The organism is Mesorhizobium sp. B2-8-9, from assembly GCF_006439475.1.
In the GTDB taxonomy this organism is placed as follows: domain Bacteria; phylum Pseudomonadota; class Alphaproteobacteria; order Rhizobiales; family Rhizobiaceae; genus Mesorhizobium.
The window spans coordinates 46,539-65,846 of the sequence record NZ_VFTQ01000002.1 but is presented as its reverse complement, the minus strand read 5'-3'; the positions used below and the strand labels follow the sequence as shown (position 1 = coordinate 65,846).

The 19,308-nt window shown below is 63.9% G+C and carries 19 protein-coding genes; 8 read left to right on the top strand and 11 right to left on the bottom strand.

Annotation, left to right across the window (positions count from 1 at the left end):
- Positions 1-101 precede the first annotated feature (101 nt).
- On the top strand, positions 102-1,892 hold the full coding sequence (locus FJ423_RS02660; protein WP_140838980.1) for a trehalose-6-phosphate synthase: 1,791 nt from the start codon (positions 102-104) through the stop codon (positions 1,890-1,892).
- The gene (otsB, locus tag FJ423_RS02655; RefSeq protein ID WP_140838978.1) at positions 1,889-2,671 is read left to right on the top strand and encodes a trehalose-phosphatase; all 783 of its coding nucleotides are present in this window, start codon (positions 1,889-1,891) and stop codon (positions 2,669-2,671) included. Before FJ423_RS02660 ends, otsB begins: the two co-directional genes overlap by 4 nt.
- Before the next feature lie 118 nt (positions 2,672-2,789).
- On the opposite strand, the gene FJ423_RS02650 is transcribed toward otsB, so the two are convergent.
- From FJ423_RS02650 to FJ423_RS02615, 8 genes are all read right to left on the bottom strand, one after another.
- Positions 2,790-3,899 carry an ABC transporter ATP-binding protein gene (locus FJ423_RS02650; RefSeq protein WP_140838976.1) on the bottom strand — a complete coding sequence of 370 codons (1,110 nt, stop codon included), beginning with the start codon at positions 3,897-3,899 and terminating at the stop codon, positions 2,790-2,792.
- The gene (locus tag FJ423_RS02645) at positions 3,896-4,696 is read right to left on the bottom strand and encodes an ABC transporter permease (protein ID WP_140838974.1); all 801 of its coding nucleotides are present in this window, start codon (positions 4,694-4,696) and stop codon (positions 3,896-3,898) included. Before FJ423_RS02645 ends, FJ423_RS02650 begins: the two co-directional genes overlap by 4 nt.
- 1 nt (position 4,697) lies before the next feature.
- Positions 4,698-5,558, bottom strand: a complete 861-nt coding sequence (locus FJ423_RS02640; protein ID WP_140838972.1) for an ABC transporter permease — start codon at positions 5,556-5,558, stop codon at positions 4,698-4,700.
- 68 nt (positions 5,559-5,626) lie between these two features.
- Positions 5,627-6,631, bottom strand: coding sequence for an ABC transporter substrate-binding protein (locus FJ423_RS02635; protein WP_140838970.1), 1,005 nt, complete (start codon positions 6,629-6,631; stop codon positions 5,627-5,629).
- A 61-nt stretch (positions 6,632-6,692) separates the two neighbouring features.
- Positions 6,693-8,168, bottom strand: a complete 1,476-nt coding sequence (locus tag FJ423_RS02630; protein ID WP_140838968.1) for an aldehyde dehydrogenase — start codon at positions 8,166-8,168, stop codon at positions 6,693-6,695.
- Positions 8,165-9,217: an LLM class flavin-dependent oxidoreductase gene (locus FJ423_RS02625; protein ID WP_140838966.1), complete on the bottom strand. Its 1,053-nt coding sequence runs from the start codon at positions 9,215-9,217 to the stop codon at positions 8,165-8,167. The genes FJ423_RS02630 and FJ423_RS02625 overlap by 4 nt, the downstream gene beginning before the upstream one ends.
- Positions 9,218-9,222: 5 nt before the next feature.
- Positions 9,223-11,031: an alpha/beta fold hydrolase gene (locus FJ423_RS34570; RefSeq protein WP_140838963.1), complete on the bottom strand. Its 1,809-nt coding sequence runs from the start codon at positions 11,029-11,031 to the stop codon at positions 9,223-9,225.
- Positions 11,024-11,611 carry an amino acid synthesis family protein gene (locus tag FJ423_RS02615; protein ID WP_140838961.1) on the bottom strand — a complete coding sequence of 196 codons (588 nt, stop codon included), beginning with the start codon at positions 11,609-11,611 and terminating at the stop codon, positions 11,024-11,026. Before FJ423_RS02615 ends, FJ423_RS34570 begins: the two co-directional genes overlap by 8 nt.
- Before the next feature lie 139 nt (positions 11,612-11,750).
- Between FJ423_RS02615 and FJ423_RS02610 the strand changes: the two genes are divergently transcribed.
- Complete coding sequence (locus tag FJ423_RS02610; protein WP_140838959.1) at positions 11,751-12,425, top strand: GntR family transcriptional regulator; 675 nt, start codon at positions 11,751-11,753, stop codon at positions 12,423-12,425.
- A 15-nt stretch (positions 12,426-12,440) separates the two neighbouring features.
- On the opposite strand, the gene FJ423_RS02605 is transcribed toward FJ423_RS02610, so the two are convergent.
- Positions 12,441-13,472, bottom strand: a complete 1,032-nt coding sequence (locus FJ423_RS02605; protein WP_140838957.1) for a hydroxyacid dehydrogenase — start codon at positions 13,470-13,472, stop codon at positions 12,441-12,443.
- Positions 13,473-13,616: 144 nt separating this feature from the next.
- Between FJ423_RS02605 and FJ423_RS02600 the strand changes: the two genes are divergently transcribed.
- From FJ423_RS02600 to FJ423_RS02580, 5 genes are all read left to right on the top strand, one after another.
- Entirely contained in the window at positions 13,617-14,693 is a 1,077-nt protein-coding gene (locus tag FJ423_RS02600) for a LacI family DNA-binding transcriptional regulator (RefSeq protein ID WP_140838955.1), read from the top strand.
- A 60-nt stretch (positions 14,694-14,753) separates the two neighbouring features.
- Positions 14,754-15,743 carry a substrate-binding domain-containing protein gene (locus FJ423_RS02595; RefSeq protein ID WP_140838953.1) on the top strand — a complete coding sequence of 330 codons (990 nt, stop codon included), beginning with the start codon at positions 14,754-14,756 and terminating at the stop codon, positions 15,741-15,743.
- A 124-nt stretch (positions 15,744-15,867) separates the two neighbouring features.
- The gene (locus FJ423_RS02590; RefSeq protein WP_140838951.1) at positions 15,868-16,854 is read left to right on the top strand and encodes an ABC transporter permease; all 987 of its coding nucleotides are present in this window, start codon (positions 15,868-15,870) and stop codon (positions 16,852-16,854) included.
- A complete protein-coding gene (locus FJ423_RS02585) occupies positions 16,851-17,627 on the top strand; it encodes an ATP-binding cassette domain-containing protein (protein ID WP_140546490.1) in 777 nt (258 codons plus the stop codon). The genes FJ423_RS02590 and FJ423_RS02585 overlap by 4 nt, the downstream gene beginning before the upstream one ends.
- Position 17,628: 1 nt before the next feature.
- Positions 17,629-18,483 (top strand): sugar phosphate isomerase/epimerase family protein, encoded by an 855-nt coding sequence (locus FJ423_RS02580; protein ID WP_140838949.1) that lies wholly within the window; start codon positions 17,629-17,631, stop codon positions 18,481-18,483.
- Positions 18,484-18,599: 116 nt separating this feature from the next.
- Here the strand turns inward: FJ423_RS02580 and FJ423_RS02575 are convergent, their stop codons facing one another.
- Positions 18,600-18,842, bottom strand: a complete 243-nt coding sequence (locus tag FJ423_RS02575; protein ID WP_140838947.1) for a hypothetical protein — start codon at positions 18,840-18,842, stop codon at positions 18,600-18,602.
- A gap of 140 nt (positions 18,843-18,982) precedes the next feature.
- Entirely contained in the window at positions 18,983-19,288 is a 306-nt protein-coding gene (locus FJ423_RS02570; protein ID WP_140838945.1) for a hypothetical protein, read from the bottom strand.
- Positions 19,289-19,308 lie beyond the last annotated feature (20 nt).

Genomic DNA, 19,308 nt, shown 5'->3' with positions numbered 1-19,308 from the left:
CCATGGCCGGCTTGTGCGTTGCACAGGTGGACCGGTCTGCCGTCCGCAGCCGGCAAGAACGAAAATAATGAGCGGACAGCCGGAGGCAGCCTGGCATTTCAATGACACAATATAGCGTTCTGTTACTGGTCCTTATTCTCGCAAGCCTTGGACTTTCCGCATTCGCGATTTTCATTTCGATATCCCGGTACCGCCGCAATCACCCGAGGATTTCGGCTGTGGCCGGCCCCGGCGACGACTTCGCCACAGAGGCCGCGCGCAAGGTGCTGCGCGAATTCGAAAAGAACGGGCAGTCGGTCGACGCGGCCCTGGTCACATGGTCGCCGGAGACGTTGCGCAAGATCCTCGCTGACGAGTTGCCGGATGCGCAGGTCATCATCGTCTCCAATCGCGAGCCTTATATCCACAACGAAACCAGGAACGGCGACGTCGAGCTTGTCGTGCCGGCGAGCGGACTGGTCTCGGCGCTGGAACCGATCACGCGCGCTTGCGGCGGCACCTGGATCGCCTATGGCGGCGGCACTGCCGACCGGACGGTGGTGGACAGGAACGACCGGGTGCAGGTGCCGCCCGGCAATCCTTCCTACACACTGCGCCGCGTCTGGCTGAGCGACGACGAATATCAGGGCTATTATCTTGGCTTCGCCAATGAGGGCCTGTGGCCGCTCTGCCATATCGCGTTCACGCGCCCGATCTTCCGCGAATCCGACTGGGAGGCCTATGAGGCCGTCAACCGCAAATTCGCCGAGACGGTGGTTGCCGAAGCGCGAAACGAGCGGCCGATCGTGCTGGTCCAGGACTATCACTTCGCGCTTCTGCCGCGCATGATCCGCGAGCGCCTGCCGGAGGCGATCGTCATCACCTTCTGGCACATACCGTGGCCGAACTCGGAAGTGTTCAGCATCTGCCCGTGGCGCGAGCGCATCCTCGACGGCCTGCTCGGCAGCTCGATCGTGGGCTTCCACACCCAGTTCCATGCCAACAACTTCACCGAAAGCGTCGACCGTTTCATGGAAAGCCGGATCGAGCGAGCCGACGCGGCCATTTCCTATGGCGGCCAGGTGACGCTCGTGCATTCCTATCCGATCTCGATCGAGTGGCCGGTCGAGCTGCTGAAAACTCTTCCGAGCGTCGAGGAGTGCCGGGCGCGCGTGCGCAAGCGGTTCAGAATTCCAACTGGCGCCAAGCTTTGCGTCGGCGTCGAACGGCTCGACTACACCAAAGGCATCCTCGATCGCTTCCATGCGCTTGAGGAACTGTTCATCCGTCATCCAGAAACGATCGGCAACGTCGTATTCCTGCAGATCGCTGCACCAAGCCGGGGCACGCTGCCTGCCTACAAGCAGCTTCACGAAGAATGCCTGCGCTATGCCGACGAGCTCAACCAGCGCTACGGCAACAAATCCTATCAGCCGGTCGTCATGGTGGCCGAGCACCATTCGCAAGCCGCGGTCTATGAGCTTTATCGCGCCGCCGACATCTGCCTCGTGACCAGCCTGCATGACGGCATGAATCTCGTCGCCAAGGAGTTCGTGGCGTCGCGCGACGACGAGCAGGGCGTGCTGCTGCTCAGCACCTTCGCGGGCGCCTCGCGCGAATTGCTGGAGGCGCTGATCGTCAACCCGTACGACGCGGCGATGATGAGCGAGGCGATGCTGCAGGCGATGACCATGGGGCCGGACGAGCAGCACGAGCGCATGCGGCGCATGCGCGACATCGTGCGCGACAACAATGTCTATCGTTGGGCCGGCAGCATGCTGCTCGACGCGGCGCGGCTCAGGAAGCGCGGCGACCTCGACCGGGTCACGGCCCTATACGACCGGCCGGCAGGTCCCACCGGCGACAATGTCGTTTCCATGTTCGAACGCAAGCAGGCAGTCGGATTCCGATGAATAGTCAGGCAGACCTTACCCCGCCGCTTCCCGAAGGCCGGTGGGCGCTTTTCCTCGACATCGACGGCACCTTGCTGGAGCACGCGGCGCATCCCGACAGCGTGTCGGTCAGCGCCGAGTTGCGGCAATTGCTGCAGACGATCGAACGGCGGCTGGACGGGGCGCTCGCCTTCATCACCGGCCGCTCGATAGCAGCCGTCGACCATCTGTTCGACCCGTTGAAATTGCGAATTGCCGGCCTCTACGGGCTGGAGCACAGACTTCGGCCGGACGGAAAGATCGAAGCCGCCGACGAACCGGCGGATATGGCGGCACTTGCCGACGAGATCGAACTGGAGCTGGCAAGCAAGGCCGTCTATGTCGAGCGCAAGGGCCCGGTGCTCGCCATCCACACGAGAGCCGCGCCGCAGCTTCTGGCGAGGGCGACGGAGCTGGTCGAGGCGGCGCTCGCGCGCTTGCCGCAGGGCTACCGCGTGATCGCCGGCAATGCCGGCGTCGAGCTGATGCCGCTCGAAGCCGCCAAGGGCGCTGCGATCCGGCGCTTCATGCAGCTCGATCCTTTCACCGGCAGGCGCCCGGTGTTCCTCGGCGACGACACGTCCGACGAGAACGGCTTCGACACGGTCAATGCCGCGGGCGGAATCTCGATCCGCGTGAAGCCGCAGGACGAGACGGCTGCCCGCTTCGTCATCGAGGATGTTGCAAGCGCGATCGCCTGGCTAGAAGCCAATTTCGGCGAGCCGGTCGCACCAACGGTGAGCCGCAACCTCGTCGCCTAAATCGGCAAAGGTGCTCCACAGCTGCTGCTGCAGGCCCGGATCATGGCGATGATCCCGTCCTTGTCGGTCTTCTTCGACTCGCGCACGCTCGCCCGGGCGTCAACTTTGATCGGGACCGTTAATACGTCACCTCCTTGCCCGGGGTTTTGCTCGAGGCAGGAAATAGGAAGGCGCCGGCAGGATCGAAGAATATCTGCCGCCTGCCCAGCGAGGCATCATGCGTTGCCGCTGCCGAAGATGTCGGCCGGATGTCGATTTCCTGTCCAGCGCTCGTGCGCGCGACAATACGCCGGCGCTCGCCGTAGAAGGCGACATCGACGATCTCGACCGAAAGCTCCGCATTGTTCGGCGAGCGCTCCAGGCGAAATGCTTCGGGCCTGATCATCAGCCTGGTTTTCTGTCCGGGCGCGAAGCTGCCATTGGCATTTATGCCGGAGACAAGCGCGCCGTCGGCGAGGCGAATGGTCGAGGCGCCGCCCACCGTTTCCAGATGCTCGGCGGCGAGGAAATTCGAGTTGCCGATAAAGCCGGCAACAAAATCGGTTGCGGGTCTAAGGTAGAGGTCTTCGCCGGTGCCGATCTGTTCGATGCGGCCATCCCTGAAGAGGGCGATGCGGTCCGACAGATGCAGCGCTTCTTCCTGATCGTGGGTGACGTAAAGGATGGTGACGCCGGTTTCGCGATGGATGCGTCGGATCTCGGCCTGGATCTCCTCGCGCAGCTTCTTGTCAAGTGCCGACAATGGTTCGTCCATCAGCAGGATCGGCGGATCATACGCCAGCGCACGGGCAAGCGCGACGCGCTGCTGCTGACCGCCCGAGAGAGCCGCGGGCAGACGCTCGGCGAAGCTTTCCAGCCGCACCAGGGAGAGCATGTCGGCGACCTTGCGCCTGACCTCGGCCTCGGGCCGGCGGCGGACGCGAAGCGGGAAGGCGACGTTTTCGGCGACGCTCAGATGCGGGAACAGCGTGTAGCGCTGAAAAACCATGCCGATGTTGCGCTTGTGCGAAGGCACTGAAAGCAGCGACTTGCCCTGCAGCAGCACGTCGCCGGAGGTCGGATCCTGGAAGCCGGCGATGGCATAGAGCGTGGTCGACTTGCCGGAACCGGACGGCCCGAGGAAGGTCAGGAATTCGCCCTTCGGAATATCCAGCGTCAAATCATGAACGGCGGTGAAGGCACCGAACGCCTTGCGCAATTTGCGGATCGAGAGAAAGGGTTGGGTCATGTCTGCAGCTTTCGGCGCAAGAGTGCCGTCACGATCATCAGGGCCAGCGTGAGCGCGACCAGCAGACTGGAGGCGGCGGCGATGACGGGGGTGAGGTCGGAGCGGAGACTCCCCCAGATCTTGACCGGCAAGGTCTGCAAAGTGGGGCTCGCCATGAAGATCGCCACCACCACCTCGTCCCATGAAGCCAGGAAGGAAAAGATCGCGGCGGAGAAGATGCCGATGCGGATCGACGGCAGAGTGATCCTGAGCTTGGCCTGCAGCGGGCTGGCGCCGCAGACGATGGCCGCATCCTCGATCGACTTGTCGAAGCCTTCCAGAGCGGTCGCGATCGGAATGATCGCGAAGGGCAGCGCCAATACGGTGTGGGCGACGACGAAGCCGATGGTGGTGCCGCCGAGGCCAAGCCGCAGGAAGAAGGCGTAGATGGCGATGGCGAAAACGACAACCGGCAGCACCATTGGCGTGAGCAGCAGCCCGCGCAGGACTTCGCGGCCGCGGAACGTGCCGCGAACCAGCGCGAAGGAGGCGAGCAGGCCGATGGTGACGGCCAGGATAGCGGTCATCGTGGCGATGCGGGCGCTCGTCAGCGCGGCCTCGATCCACGACGGATCTGCAAACAGTTCCTGATACCATTTCAATGTCCAGCCGGGCGGCGGGAAGGCAAGCCAGCGTGACGAGCCGAAGGACAGCAGCACGATGAACACCACGGGCAGCAGCAGGAAGGCGGCGACCAGCGCGGTGAAGGCGAGCAGTGCTGCCTTCAACCAGCCGAGGCGGTCATAGTCGAGCAGCATCTCAGGTGCCTCCCGCCGCGCGTTTTGACCCGACCAGGCGCAGCTGCAATGCATAAAGCGCCATGGTGACGACGAGCAGGATGAAGGCGGCAGCACTCCCCAGGCCCCAGTTGAGCAGTGACTGGATCATCTGCGCGATCATTTCAGCGAGCATCATGTTCGACGTGCCGCCGAGCAGCGCCGGCGTGACGAAATAGCCGAGCGACATGACGAAGACCATCAGGCCGCCGGCGGCGATGCCGGGCAGAGACAGCGGCAACAGGATGCGCCTGAAGGCGGCGAGCGGGCTGGCACCACAAAGGGCGGCTGCGCGCAAAGTCATCGGATCGATGGCGCGCAAGGTGCCGACCAGCGGCAGGATCATGAAGGGCAGCATGATGTAGACCATGCCGATGGTGACGCCGGTGAGATTGTTGATCAGCGGCAGTGGCTGATCGATTATGCCGGCGCCCATCAGCGCCCGGTTGATGACGCCGGTGCGCTGCAAGAGCACCATCCAGGCATAGGTGCGGGTCAAGAGGTTCGTCCACATCGAAAGGATGATGATGCCGAACAGGATCGAGCCGAGCGCCGGCGGCATGATCGCCAGCATCCAGGCGACCGGAAAACCGACGGCCACGGTGACGACGGTGACGACAAAGGCGACGAGGAAAGTGTTGAAGAACACCCGCGCATAGGTGCCGTCGCCCAGCAGCGCCGCATAGTTCTGAAGGCCTGGAGCGGGGTCGGTGACGCTGCGCAGCAGGAGCGCCAGCACCGGCACTCCGAAAAAGAGCCCGATCAGGATCAACGCCGGAAGCAGGCCGCCGAGGCCTGCCGGTATTCGAGGGCTTGCGACCCCTTGCTGTGCTTCCACCGACATGACGGTAATCCCGGATTGGGATCGGGACGGCGAGCGCCGTCCCGATCCTTGTCACGAAAGGACGGCGTCTACTTTGCCTGCCAGGCGTACCAGCGTGTGGCGATCTCGTCGCGATGCTCGGCCCAGTAGTTCATGTCGAGATTGATCTGTCCGTCGACATGCGCGTCGGGCAAGCCCTTGACCACGTCGGCGGGCATTTCGGCCTTGGCCTTGGTATTGATCGGCGCGTAGCCGCTCGCCTCGGCAAATTTCGCCTGGCCGGTCGGGCTGGTCGCGCCGGCGAGGAACTTCATGGCGCCGTCCTTGTTCTTGGCGCCCTTCGGCACCACTAGGACGTCGGCGGCGGTGAGGTTCTGGTTCCAGGACACGCCGACATCGGCGCCGTCCTTCTCGAGCGCGAAGACGCGGCCGTTCCAGAGCTGGCCGAAGGCGGCCTCGCCGGAGGCGATCAGCTGCTGCGATTCGGCGCCGCCGCCCCACCAGACGATGTCCGACTTGATGGTGTCGAGCTTCTTGAAGGCGCGGTCGAGGTCGAGCGGATAGAGCTTGTCGGCCGGCACGCCGTCGGCGAGCAGCGCGATCTCGATCACGCCCGGCGCCGACCATTTGTAAAAGGTGCGCTTGCCCGGAAACTTCTTGGTGTCGAACATGTCCGCCCAGCTTGCCGGCTCACCGGAGACGGCGCCCTTATTCCAGGCGAGCACGAAGGAATAGTAAAAGCTGCCGACGGCGTTCTCATTGCTGAAGCGGGGGTCGAGATCGGCCTTCGGCACGACGGCGAAGTCGATCGGCTCGAGCAACCCGTCCTTGGCCGCCTTGATGGCGAAATCCATCTCGACGTCGACGACGTCCCAGGTGACGTTCTTGGCGTCGACCATCGCCTTCAGCTTGCCGTAGTCGGTCGGTCCGTCCTGCAGCACCTTGATGCCCGAAGAGGCGGTGAAAGGCTCGGCCCAGGATTTGGTCTGGGCTTCCTGCGTCGTCCCGCCCCAGCTGGTGAACACCATTTCATCGGCCTTCGCGGCCGTGGTCGCCATCAGTCCGGCAAGGATGCCGGCGAAAATCAGTTTCATGTCGTTCTCCTCTGATTGGTTGTTCCGTTTCTTGTTCTTGTCTGCACCTCGCCGTGCCTTCTCAGCGCATGACGAACGGATCGGGGATCGGGTCGTCGGAGGTGCGTATCCACACCGATTTCGAGCGCGTGTAATCGCGGATGGCGTCGATGCCGCCTTCGCGACCGAGACCCGAAAGGCCGTAGCCGCCGAAGGGGACCAGCGGCGAGACGGCCCGGTAGGTGTTGACCCAGACGACGCCGGCATGGACGCCGCGGGCCATGCGATGCGCCTTAGCCAGATTTGAGGTGAAGACACCGGAAGCGAGCCCGAATGGCGTGTCGTTGGCTAAAGCCAGCGCTTCAGCCTCGCTGTCGAAGGCAAGCACACTCAGCACCGGACCGAACAGCTCTTCGCGCACGCAGGCGAGAGTCTGGTCCTGCGCCTCTATGATGGTCGGCGCGTAGTAGTATCCGTCGGCCTTGCCCTTCGGCCGCGCGCCGCCGGTGACCAGTCGGCCGCCTGCCGCCACGCTCTCCGCCACAATCGCCTCGATCCTTTCGCGCTGGCCCGCCGTCGCCAGCGGACCCATCTCGGTCGCGGGATCCTGCGGGTCGCCGATGACGATGGCTTCCGCCTTGCGGTTCAGACGGGAAAGGAAATCGTCCTTGACCGAACGCTCGACCAGAAGCCGCGAGCCCGCGACGCAGCTCTGGCCCGTGGCGGCGAAAATACCGGCCACTACTGCATTGGCGGCGCTGTCGAGATCGGCGTCGGCGAAGACGACGACCGGGCTTTTGCCACCGAGCTCGAGCGTGGTGTAGGCGAGGTTCTCGGCAGTGTTGGCGACGATCCGGCGCGCGGTTGAAGGACCGCCGGTGAAGGCGACGCGGGCGACGAGGGGATGGCTGGTTAGGCGGTGCCCGCAATCATGGCCGAAGCCGGTGAGGATGTTGACGCTGCCGGCAGGGAAGCCGGCCTCATGGACGAGCTCGGCGAAAGCCAGCAGCGGCGCCGGCCCATCCTCGGAGGCCTTGAGAACGACGGTGCAGCCGGCTGCCAGAGCCGGGCCGAGCTTGACCGCCGACAGGAAGAGCTGCGAGTTCCACGGTACGACGGCGGCAACGACGCCGATCGGCTCGGGCCGCACCGTGACTTCCATGTCGGCCTTGTCGATCGGGATGAAGGCGCCTTCATGCTTGTCGGCCAGCCCGCCATAATAGCGGTAGTAGTCGCCGACATAGGCGATCTGCGCGCGCGTCTCGCGGATGATTTTGCCGGTGTCGCGCGTTTCCAGCTCGGCCAGGCGGCTGGCATTGGCGGCGACGAGATCGCCGAGCCTGACCAGCAGTTTTCCACGCGCCGTCGCTGTCATCGATGCCCACGGACCGGAACGTAGCGCCCGGTGCGCGGCCTCCACGGCGCGGTCGACATCGGCAACGGAAGCGGCGGGCATCGTCGCCCAGGGCAAGGCCGTTGACGGATCGATGCTGTCGAAGGTGGAGGACGCTTCGGCGAACTGGCCGTCTATGTAGTTCCTGAAGGCGGTGCTGCTCATCGCGACTGCGCCTCCTGGAAAGCCGGCATCACCTTGTCGATGAACAGCTGCAGCGATTTCTTCTTGCGCTCATGCGAAAGGCCGCTGTCGATCCAGATCGAATACTGGTCGTAGCCCTGCGCCTCGTAGGTCTTCAGCCTGGCGATCACCTCGTCGGCCTCGCCGATGACCAGGTTTTGCCGGATCTTGTCCGGCGCGTATTGGGGCATGGCCGCGATCTCTTCCTCGGTCAGCGGCTCGAGAACGCCCTGGCGGACGGGTTTCTTGTTCTGGAACCAGGCGCCGAACTGGCAGTAGAACTGCGAGAGGTCCTCGGTCAGTCGGTCGGCGTCGGCGGCATCTTCGGCCACGAAAGTGTGCATCAAGAGCATGATCTGCGGCCGCGGGATGTCCGGGTGCGCCTGGCAGGCAGCATTGAAGCGCTCTATCAGGCTCGCCACCTCGCTATCGCCGGAGGCAAGCGGCGTCACCTGCACCTGGCATCGGTTGGCGACGGCGAAATCGTGCGAATTCGGGTCGCGCGCGGCCACCCAGATCGGCGGGGAGGGTTTTTGCAAGGGCTTGGGGGAGGAGGTGGTCGGCGGGAACTGCCAGAACTCGCCGGAATGCTCGTAGTCGCCGTCCCAGAGGTCGCGGATCGCCGGTATCATCTCGCGCATGCGCTGGCCGGCGCCCCACGCATCCAGTCCCGGGAAGACGCGCTGATACTCATAGCTGTAGGCGCCGCGCGCGATGCCCAGATCCAGCCGACCGCCGGTGATGACATCGGCCATCGCCGCTTCGCCGGCGAGCTTGATCGGATGCCAGAACGGCGCGATGATCGTGCCGGTGCCAAGACGGATGGTTTTCGTCTTGGCGGCGAGATAGGCGATGTTGATGAAGGGATTCGGCGAGATGGTGAATTCCATCCCGTGATGCTCGCCAATCCAGGCCGTCTCGAAGCCGGCCTGCTCCGCCAGCAGCACCAGTTCTTCAAGTTCCGTAAGCAATTCGGAATGCGGCTTGGCGAGATCCGAGCGCTCCATATGGACGAAAAGCGAAAATTTCATCGGTCTCACCGCTGGCCGGAATGGATTGGGCCGGAATGGCTTGGCGTCGACGGCGCCGGCCTTGCGAGCGGCCGGACCTCGCCTTCGACCTCGTTGCCGACATAGACGCCGAACGTGTCTTCGGCGCGCTCGCGCGCGTAGCGGGCGAGCATCGAACGCACTGCTGGATCGGCGATCTTCAATTCGGCGATGCGTTCGATCTCGACAAACCGGATCTGGCCGTCGCCGGAGACGGGGGCGTCCACCGTCCCGCGATAGTAGACGTGCGTGCGGGCAGCGTCCGTCGCGTCGTCCCACACTGCGTAAAGGAAGCCGAGCTCGGCATCAATCGCCTTGGCGGCAAGTTTTCCCCTGAGGCTGCGGGCATCGTTCGCGGCACCGAGACCGCGACCGGCCGGCAATTGGTAGGATCCCTCGGCAGTCTCGAAGAAGAGGACGCGGCCTTCTTTCTCGAGAATCGCGCCGACCTCGGTTCCGGGGGGAGCGCTCGCCGCCAGCGCCTCCTGGCTAAGCCCCGGCGTGACATAGGCGCCCCGGCAGTAGCCGAGAGGCTGGGCACCATTGTGGCTGAAGTCATGGACGCGGCCGATGAGGATCGAATGGTCACCGGCATCGACCAATTGCTCCATGCCGCAATCGAACACCGCAACTGATCCCTCGATCAGCGGATTGCCGGTCTGCCCGGGCTGCCATGCCACGGAGGCGAATTTGTCCGCGGTCTTTGAGGCGAAGACACCGGATGCGGCTTTCTGGGCTTCCGACAGGACGTTGATGGCAAAGCCTCTCGAAGTCGAGAAGGCCTGATGCCCCAGCGCCTTCTTGGCAATGCAGACCAGCACCAGTGGCGGGTCGAGCGAGACGGAGGTGAAGGAGTTGGCGGTGAAGCCGCGCGCATCGCCAGCCTCGTCGATCGTGGTGACGATGGTGACGCCGGTCAGGAAGGAGCCGAGCGCGCGTCGAAATTCCATGGCGTCGAATGCGGGACCGGCCTCCGCGCCTGCGGAAGCACTCGACGCCTCGTCGAGAAAGTTCATTATCCGTTGAGTCACTTTTTGCGGCGAAGCGATTGTCATCATGTGCTTTTCGCCATTCAGCACCAAGCACCGCCCCGCCGGCGCAAGCCGCGCCATCGCCGCTGACATGGCGGGTGTCGAGTTGCGATCCTCCGAGCCGGTCATGAACAGCGCGGGTGCGGCAAGGTCGCCCAGGTGATCGGTGTGCGCGGTGTCGGCGCTGGCAAAGAGGCGGTAGGTGCGGGCATAGCCTTCGGCGTCGACGCTTTCGAGCGCGGCGCGGGCCGTCGCGGCCGCGTCTGAAAGAGCCGGCGGAATCGGGTTGCCGAACCAGCGGGCGATCGTGGCGGCGATGGCCGACGGATCGCCGGGCCGGCCAAGCGCTGCCGCCCGTTCGCGCACCGCCTGCGCGAGCTCGGGCGGGCGACGGAAGACGGCGTTGAGACAGACGATGGCGCTGATGCGCGACGGGGCGCGAAGCGCGATTTCCTGTGCGACAAGCGCGCCCATCGAGTGGCCGATGACAGCGACGCGGGCAAGGCCGAGATGATCAAGCAGGCGGATCGCCTGATCGGCGAAGTCCGACAGGCGGGCGTTCTCCGGCGGCAGGGGCGAAGAACCGTGGCCGAGTATGTCGATGGCGATCACGTCGAAGCGGTCCTGCATCGCGGCGATCTGGGGCTGCCAGATCGCGGCATCCATGCCGACGCCGTGGATGAGCAGGACCGGCGCGCCCGAACCGGCGCGGATGAAGCCGGTGCCGTCGGGCGCCTTGCTGCGGATCGTCGCGGCGTCAGCCATGCAGATCTCCGAGCTCCTTCAGATCCTGGTAGCGGTCGCCGATCCGGTGATGCGGGCGGCCGCCGATGGACGCGCCGAGCGCCACCACCAGCTCGTCCGGCGCGGGCGCGTCGCCGATCTGGAAATGCACGGTCAGGTAATGCGAGCGGCGGCCTTCGTCGTTCTTGTCCATCAGCGGGATCATGATCGGCGTGTTCGGACCGCCACGCAGATTGGTGAAGGCGAGATAGGTCTTGGCGCCGACGGCCCGGCGATAGTGATTGCCGAAATGCAGCGTGTGGATCAGCGCCGACGCATGCTCGACCTCACCCGACGTGCCGCAAATGGCGGCCTTGCCGTAGCCTTCGATGACCTCGCCCGAGCCTGCCGCGCCGATAATCTCATTGGTCAGCGTTTCGCCGAGCACCGGCGCGAAAACGCGGATCTCGGGGGAGAGGTCCTCGATGAAGCCGCGGCCTGCCCATGGGTTGGTGAGCACCGCGGCGACGCCGATCAGACGCAGCGGCCGCGGGGCCGTCTTGCCGCCCTCGATCAGGGTGTTCTCGGTATAGGTGACGATCTTGCGGATGGCCGGCTGCATGAAATTCCTCAGGATGGGAGCCGCTCGGGGCCCATCGATTTCTGTATCGTCTTATGGTATACCATGCTATGGAGTGCCATGCGTCTTGTCAATCGGTCATGGAATCGGTTTTTGTGACGAGGCTAAGGATTCAGGAAAAATGGCTGACACGCTTCGCATAGACCGCTCCGCCAAAACGTTGAGGACGCTGGCGCTGGAGCGCATGCGCGAGGCGATCATGGATTTCCATTTCCAGCCCGGCGAAAGGCTGGTCGAGCGGCCGCTGTGCGACCAGCTCGGGGTCAGCCGTTCGGTCGTGCGCGAGGTGCTGCGGCAGTTGGAGGCCGAAGGCCTGGTGCAGATGATACCTGGACATGGGCCGGCCGTGGCGAAGCCTGATCTTGGCCGGACCGACGAGATCTACGAGTTGCGCGCGCTGCTGGAGGGCATTGCGGCGAAGGCCTGCGCCACATCGGCCACCGACGGTCAGATCGCGCTGCTCGATGCGGCGCTGGCAAAGCTGCTCGAGGCGTGGGCGTCGGGCGTGCCGGCCGAGGTGATGCGGGCGACGGCGAGCTTCTATGAGGTGCTCTTTGAAGCCGCCGACAAGCGCATAGCTTGGGAGATCGTCACCGGTCTCAACGTCCGCATCAACCAGCTGCGTTCGATGACAATCCTGTCGCAGAACCGCCGCGAGCCGGCGATCGCCGAAATGCAGGCGATCATGGATGCGATCCGTTCGCGCAAGCCGGAAGCGGCGGAGGCGGCGGCGCGGCGGCATGTGGAGACGGCCTGGCAAATCGCGCGCGACGCGCTTCGGCTCGGGACGCTTTAGGCAGCCTGCTCGAAACTAATTCCTGTCGACCGGCTTGGAGCGCATGCGCGAAACCGTCTCGCGCTCGGCGCGCTTGGAGCGCAGCGGCGGCAGGCCGCGGTCGATGAGGTCCATGTCCTCCAGCACCATGTCGCCCATGCGCTTGAAGGCGACGTCGAGCGCGCCGGCGCGATGCGCCGAACGCAGGAAGCCGGGCAGGGTGCGGACGGGATGGTCCTTGGCCAGCGGCTCCTCCGGGAAGACGTCGCTCGCGGCGACGATGTGGCCGCTCTTCACCGCTTGCATCAATGCCGGGAAATCGACGACGCCGGCGCGGCTGAGCAGGATGAAGGCCGCTCCCTTGCGCATCCTGGCAAAGGCGTCGGCGCCCAGGAAACCCTCATTCTCGCTGGTGACGGAAGCGACGACGAAGACGAAATCGCTTTGCGACAGCACCTCGTCCAGCGAGGCCGGCTCGACGCCATTGTCGATCAGGATCGATGGCGGCAGCCATGGATCAAAAACTTTCGTGCGGGTGCGGAAGCCGGTCAGCAGGCGGTTGAGTGCGCGGCCGAGATCGCCGAAGCCGATGATGCCCACATCCGCGCCGGAAAGCAGGCGCGCCGCCTGGTTGCCGTCGCCGCCCCACAACTCCTTGCCCTGCCGGAAAGCGAGGTCGGCGTCGACGATGTTTCTGGCGAGGTTCAGCGCCATGGCAAGGCCGAGTTCCGCGACCGGCTCGGCAAAGACCAGGCCGGTGGTGACGACATGGATGCCGCGCGCAAACAGCGTCTCATAAGGCATGTTGTTGAGCAGGTTGGTTTCTACGTTGAAGATGCAGCGCAGCGCCTTCAGCTTCTCCAGCGTCTCAGCTGAAATCGGCGGCTGACCGATGATAAAACGCGCCTCGGCCAGGGTTTCGGCGGGCAGGGCGGCAACGCCTTCCGGGGTGGTCTCGACAATGCGATAGTGTTTGCGCAGGCGCGCCAGCTGCGGCGGCGTGAAGATGAGCTCCAATGTGCGCGGTTCGGGCGCGCTGATGACCAGCGGCAAGGCTTTGTCGGGCATGTTTTTCCTCCGGGCGCGATTGGATCGCGTCAACCACGCATTCAAGTCTTACTCCCGATGAAACGATTTACAAGAACGAAAAATCGATTTATCGATTACGATAGCGAGGCAGAAAATCAGCTGCCTGCCCTCGGGAGGAGGTCAATGGCACAACACCAAACCCGGCAGCGGCGTCCGTCGATCCACGACGTGGCAAGCCATGCCGGCGTGTCCGCGGCCACCGTCTCCAAGGTGCTGGCCGGCGTCACCACGGTCAAGCCGGAAAACGCGCAGCGTGTGTTCGATGCCGTCGAGCATCTGGGCTATCGCGTCGATCCTTTAGCCTCCGATATGCGCAGGGCCAAGCGCCGCATCATCGGCGCCATCATGCCCGAATTCGAGAGCGAGTTCTTCGGCCAGATGGTGACCGAGCTCGAAGGCCTTGCCGAACAGCGCGGCTACACGTTGGTCGCCGCATCGAGCCGTGAATCGGAGGCGCGCGAGAAGGAAATCCTTGCCCGCATGCATGACTGGCGCGTTGCCGGCGTCGTGCTGGCGCCTGTGCGCAACGAGCATGGTCCGGCGGCCGCCTTCATGAAAGCCCACGGCATGACCGGCGTGCTGATCGACCGCGTCTTGTCCGACGACGCGTTCGACACCGTCTCGGCCGACAGCGCCTCCGCCAGCGCCGAAGTGGCGCGGATGCTGGTCGGCAATGGGCACAGTCATATACTGGTCATCGGCCTTGCGGAGCAGGCGGCGACGGTGCGCGCGCGCCTGGAAGGTTTTCGCAGCCAGGCGCTGGCGCTCAACCCATCGGTGCGCATCGACGTCATCACCTCGGAAGTCAGCGTCGAGCCGCTGCGATCCTCGCTGCGCGATTACTTTGCCAGGGGAGAGCGGCCGACCGCCGTCTATTCGCTGCTTTTGAAGGGCACGCTCGTCGCGCTGTCCGAGTTCCGCCGGCGTGGCTGGCATTGCCCGAACGACATCTCGCTGGTCGGCTTCGACGATGCCGAATGGATGCAGGTGACATGGCCGGCCATCGCCGCCGTGGTGCAGCCGGTGCACCGGATCGCCAGCGAGGCGATGAATCTTTTGTTTCGCAGGGTCGAGGGTGATGTGGGACCACCCACGGCGCGGCTCGAGCCCTGCCAAGTGTTGATGCGGGAATCCGTTGGCTCGCCAGGCAGCGGTCCGCATTCCGGGGGAGGAGACCGACAACAGCCCCCATTGTCGTGAGCGGAAGCATGCGCCGGCCCTGGCCGTGGCATCCGGCGCCAAGGATCAACGGAGGATAGAATGATATTGCATTTCCCAAGGATTAATCGATTTACCCTTGCCGTCGGCGTCGCGCTTGCGTTTTCCGCGGTCGGCGTTGCCAAGGCCGAGGACGGCGAATATGGCGTGCTGATGAAGACACTGGCCAACCCGTTCTGGGGCGCGATGGCGCAGGGCGTCGCGGACGGCGCCAAGGAAGCCGGGGTTAAGTACTTCCAGCAGGCGGCCGAGAGCGATCAGGCAGCCGAACCGCAGCTGAACCTCTGCAACACCATGCTCGAGCGCAAGCCGGTGGCAATGATCACCGCCGCCATCAACTCAACCAACCTCCTGCCTTGCCTGAAGTCGGCGCAGGATGCCGGGATCAAGATCGTCGACCTCGACAACAATCTCGACCAGGCGGTGCTCGACAAGGAAGGCGTCAAGGTCACCTTCCATATCGGCTCCGACAACATCGCCGCCGGCGCGCAGGGCGCGGAGTATCTCGCCAACAAGCTCGGCAAGGACGCCAAGGGTCCGGTGCTGGTGATCGAAGGCCTGTCCGGCAACATCACCGGCGAGAAGCGTGCCAAGGGTTTTGCCGACAAGCTGAAGGAGCTGGCGCCCGGCCTCGAAATCGTCGCTTCGCTGCCGGGCGACTGGGACCGCGGCAAGGCCGCTTCGATCGCCACCGACACGCTGACGGCACATCCCGATCTCGTCGCCATCTTCTGCGCCAATGACGGCATGGCGCTAGGTGCAGTGGAATCGGTCTATGCGGCGGGCAAGGGTTCGCAGGTGACGATCATCGGCGTCGACGGCAATGTCGATGCGGTGAAATCGATCAAGGAAGGCCGCCTCAATGCCTCGGTGGCGCAGCTTCCCTATCTGGTCGGCAAGCAGGCGGTGGAGAACGTCAAGAAGGCGCTCGGCGGCGAGAAGGTTCCGGAAAGCATTGCCGTGCCGACTTTGGTGCTGACCAAGGACGTGCTCGACGCCGGCAAGGAACCGATGCTGCAATATGTGAAGTGAGGAAGGAAGGGAGTAGGGGAGTAAGGCAGTAGGGGAGTAGGGGAGCGCGGTTTGTGCTTCGCCCATCTTTCCCTACTCCCCTACTAACCTACTCCCCTACTGCCTTACCCGAAGGGTAGAAAACATGGCTTCTGAACAGCCCGGCTTCTGGGCTCGGGTGCTGCGCGCATCCGTCGAAAGGCTCCACATCCGGCTGGAGTCGCTGGTGGTGCTTCTGGCGCTGAGCACGGCGATGGCGCTCCTGTCGCCCTATTTCCTGTCGCTCAGCAATTTCCTCAACATCCTGCTCGCGACCTCGACGATCGGCGTGCTGGCGATCGCCGCCACTTTCGTCATCGGTGCCGGCGGGCTCGACCTGTCGCTGGGCTCGGTCATGGGGCTTGCGGGCGTCGCAGGCGCTTTCGTGGCGGTCAATCTCGGCTGGCCGTCGGTCTTCGCAGTGATCGCCTGCATCTTGGCCGGCGGGATCGCCGGCTACATCAACGGCCAGCTGGTCACCCGCGCCTTCGTGCCGGCCTTCATCGTCACGCTCGGCATGCTGGGCTTGGCGCGCGGTCTGGCGCTGGTCATCTCGAAGGGCAGGGCGATCTACGGCCTGCCGCCCGAGATCGTCTATATCGGGCAGGGGCGGCCGTTCGGCGTCCCTATGCCGGTGATCATCCTGGTGCTGACGGCCATCGTCGCGCATGCGGTGCTCGCCTATACGCGTTTCGGCCGCCACACGCTGGCGCTGGGCGATAGCGAAGGTGCAGCACGAGCCGCGGGCATCCGCGTCGAGCATCACCGCCGCATCATCTACACGCTGTCGGGCGCGCTCGCCGGGCTTGCCGGCCTGCTGTTCACAGCCCGCGTCAATGCCGGCGATCCGACCGCCGGCATCAATTACGAGCTCACCGCCATCACGGCTGCGATCATCGGCGGCACCAATCTGTTCGGCGGCCGCGCCTCGATCCTCGGCACCATGATCGGCGCGCTGATCATGGGCGTCTTGCAGAACGGGCTGACGCTGCTTGCCGTGCAATCCTATTACCAGCAGATGGCGATCGGCGCGGTGCTGATCCTCGCGGTTTTCATCGACCAGTACCAGGTGCGGAAGGAGTCGCGGGTATGACCCTGCTTTCGCTGCGCGGCATCCGCAAAAGCTTCGGCGCGGTCGACGTGCTGCATGGCGTCGATCTTTCGGTCGCGGCCGGCGAGGTGGTCGGACTGGTCGGCGACAATGGCGCCGGCAAGTCGACGCTGATGAAGACCATCACCGGCATCTACCGTGCCGACACCGGCTCGATCGAGTTCGATGGCAAGGATATCCTGGCGCTGGACCCCGGTCAGCGGCGGCGCCTCGGCATCGAAATGATTTACCAGGATCTGTCTTTGGCCAAGCAACAGGACGTGGCGTCGAATATCTTCCTCGGACGCGAACCGACGAAAAAGTTGCTCGGCCTGTTCCCCGGCTTCGTCGACAAAAGCGAGATGGATCGCCAAGCGTCGAAAATGATCGAGCGGCTGGGCGCGCATCTGCCGTCGATAAACCGGTCGGTCGGTTCGTTCTCCGGCGGCCAGCAGCAGACGGTGGCGATCGCGCGCGCGCTCACCTTCAATCCGAAGCTCGTCATCATGGACGAACCGACTGCGGCGCTTGCCGTGCGCGAGGTGCAGAGCGTGCTCGATCTCATCCGGCGGCTGAAGTCCGAAGGCATCGCCGTCATCCTGATCTCGCACCGGCTGAACGACGTGCTGTCAGTCACCGACCGCATCGTCGTGCTGCGCCACGGCAGGGCGGACGCCGATCTCGTCACCGCCAGGACCAACATGAACGAAGTCGTCAGCCGCATCGTCGGCGGCGGCGATACGGCCGCAGCGGCGGCGCATGAGCAACGAGGCTGACATGAACACCTTCGGACTGCACACTTTCGCCATCGCACCGGTCTGGGACCTTGCCCGCATCGAGCCGCAGATGGACAGGCTCAAGGAATACGGCATCGGGCTGATGGAGATCCCTTTGCTTCGGCCTGAGGAGATCGACACCAAGCGGACGCGCAGCTTTGCCAATCACTATCGTGTTGAACTGGTCCCCTCGCTCGGCCTGCCGCGCGCGCTCGATGTGGTCGAACGGCCGGACGAGGCGCTGGATTTCCTCGAACCGGCTTTCCGGGTCTGCAATGAGGTCGGCGCCGAAGCGCTCGGCGGCGTCACCTACGGCACGATCGGCAAGACCACCGGCCGCGCGCCGACGCAAAGGGAAATCGACGGTATGTGCCGTTTCCTCGAACGCGCGGCGAAGGCGGCGAAGTCGCGCGGCCTGAAGCTCGGCATCGAGCCCTGCAACCGCTATGAGACGCACCTGATCAACCGCGGCATCGACGCGGCAAAGATCATCGAGCGCATCGGCGCGCCCAACATCTTCATTCATCTCGACACCTACCACATGCATATCGAGGAAGAGAGCTTTGCTTCCGGTTTCGAGGCGGCGGCGCCCTATCTCGGCTATGTGCATGTGTCGGAAGCCAACCGCGGCGTGCCGGGGCGTGGCATGCTGAACTGGGCGGCCTGCATGAAGGCCATCGCCGACATCGGCTATCAGGGCGCGATCACGCTCGAAAGCATGAACCATGTCGATGTCGACATCGCCGGCGGGCTCGCCGTGTGGCGGCCGGTGGCCGAGAATCCGCGCGACGTCATCGAGGTCGGACTGCCGTTCTTGCGCGAGGAGGCGAGGAAGGCCGGGCTGACGCTGGGATAGGCGGCAAGCTCCGGCATAGCGTGAACCATAGCGAAGGCGAGTACGTGCGCGGTCAGGTCCACACCAACAACATCGAAGCCTTCTGATCGCACGTTTAAGCGTTCGATGCGCGGGACTTACGTGGCCGTTTCGAAGAAGTGGTGCAGACCTACCTTTGGGTGTTCGAGTTCCGGCAGAACCTGCGGAAGCATCCCACTTGATGCTTGACCTCTTGCTGCAATCGTTCCCGCGCCCTGAACGTTGAGCGGTGGCTTTGCAGCCATCGCCTCCACCAGGCGGTCAAAGCGCTTGTTCGTGTCAGCTATGGCCGTCTCCGATTTCGGACCCGTCGCCAGATTGTCCCGGATGTGATGGCTCATCCAGGGATGTCAACATGTAAACCGATATGTATATATCATAAAGGATCGCTAAGTTTACTACAAGAATTACGATTGCAATTGCATGTGTCGTCGCAATCCAAAAGACATATGCTGGCTCAAGGCTACCTTTAAAAAGTAGATCAACCAGCAATATGCAAAATGACCCAAATAGGTACCAAGCGTTTTCGGACAATTCTCTCCTGGCGCCAGCTATCTGTTTGCTGATGTCCACTCCCTTGTCCATCAATGACTTTTTTAGCCTGCCTAACGAAAGATGAATGTTTGCAACTGAAGCCCATAGTTACGGTGAGAATGACGATGAGTATCGAGACAAGTTCATATGAAACAAGGTTTGCCAAGAACGTATTCTTAGCAAGCCATTCTGGCTTCAGTACTGCGACTGAAAATGACGAAAGTGTTACGATCGCGACTATCGGCCACTTCATTTTTTCTGCTCGTAAAGACG

Coding starts and splice junctions, on each gene's coding strand:
- FJ423_RS02635 (WP_140838970.1), bottom strand. CDS start 6,631: ATGAAACTGATTTTCGCCGGCATCCTTGCCGGACTGATGGCGACCACG.
- otsB (WP_140838978.1), top strand. CDS start 1,889: ATGAATAGTCAGGCAGACCTTACCCCGCCGCTTCCCGAAGGCCGGTGG.
- FJ423_RS02650 (WP_140838976.1), bottom strand. CDS start 3,899: ATGACCCAACCCTTTCTCTCGATCCGCAAATTGCGCAAGGCGTTCGGT.
- FJ423_RS02640 (WP_140838972.1), bottom strand. CDS start 5,558: ATGTCGGTGGAAGCACAGCAAGGGGTCGCAAGCCCTCGAATACCGGCA.
- FJ423_RS02625 (WP_140838966.1), bottom strand. CDS start 9,217: ATGAAATTTTCGCTTTTCGTCCATATGGAGCGCTCGGATCTCGCCAAG.
- FJ423_RS02610 (WP_140838959.1), top strand. CDS start 11,751: ATGGCTGACACGCTTCGCATAGACCGCTCCGCCAAAACGTTGAGGACG.
- FJ423_RS02630 (WP_140838968.1), bottom strand. CDS start 8,168: ATGAGCAGCACCGCCTTCAGGAACTACATAGACGGCCAGTTCGCCGAA.
- FJ423_RS02590 (WP_140838951.1), top strand. CDS start 15,868: ATGGCTTCTGAACAGCCCGGCTTCTGGGCTCGGGTGCTGCGCGCATCC.
- FJ423_RS02645 (WP_140838974.1), bottom strand. CDS start 4,696: ATGCTGCTCGACTATGACCGCCTCGGCTGGTTGAAGGCAGCACTGCTC.
- FJ423_RS02595 (WP_140838953.1), top strand. CDS start 14,754: ATGATATTGCATTTCCCAAGGATTAATCGATTTACCCTTGCCGTCGGC.
- FJ423_RS02605 (WP_140838957.1), bottom strand. CDS start 13,472: ATGCCCGACAAAGCCTTGCCGCTGGTCATCAGCGCGCCCGAACCGCGC.
- FJ423_RS02660 (WP_140838980.1), top strand. CDS start 102: ATGACACAATATAGCGTTCTGTTACTGGTCCTTATTCTCGCAAGCCTT.
- FJ423_RS02600 (WP_140838955.1), top strand. CDS start 13,617: ATGGCACAACACCAAACCCGGCAGCGGCGTCCGTCGATCCACGACGTG.
- FJ423_RS02615 (WP_140838961.1), bottom strand. CDS start 11,611: ATGCAGCCGGCCATCCGCAAGATCGTCACCTATACCGAGAACACCCTG.
- FJ423_RS02575 (WP_140838947.1), bottom strand. CDS start 18,842: ATGAGCCATCACATCCGGGACAATCTGGCGACGGGTCCGAAATCGGAG.
- FJ423_RS34570 (WP_140838963.1), bottom strand. CDS start 11,031: ATGGCTGACGCCGCGACGATCCGCAGCAAGGCGCCCGACGGCACCGGC.
- FJ423_RS02580 (WP_140838949.1), top strand. CDS start 17,629: ATGAACACCTTCGGACTGCACACTTTCGCCATCGCACCGGTCTGGGAC.
- FJ423_RS02585 (WP_140546490.1), top strand. CDS start 16,851: ATGACCCTGCTTTCGCTGCGCGGCATCCGCAAAAGCTTCGGCGCGGTC.
- FJ423_RS02570 (WP_140838945.1), bottom strand. CDS start 19,288: ATGAAGTGGCCGATAGTCGCGATCGTAACACTTTCGTCATTTTCAGTC.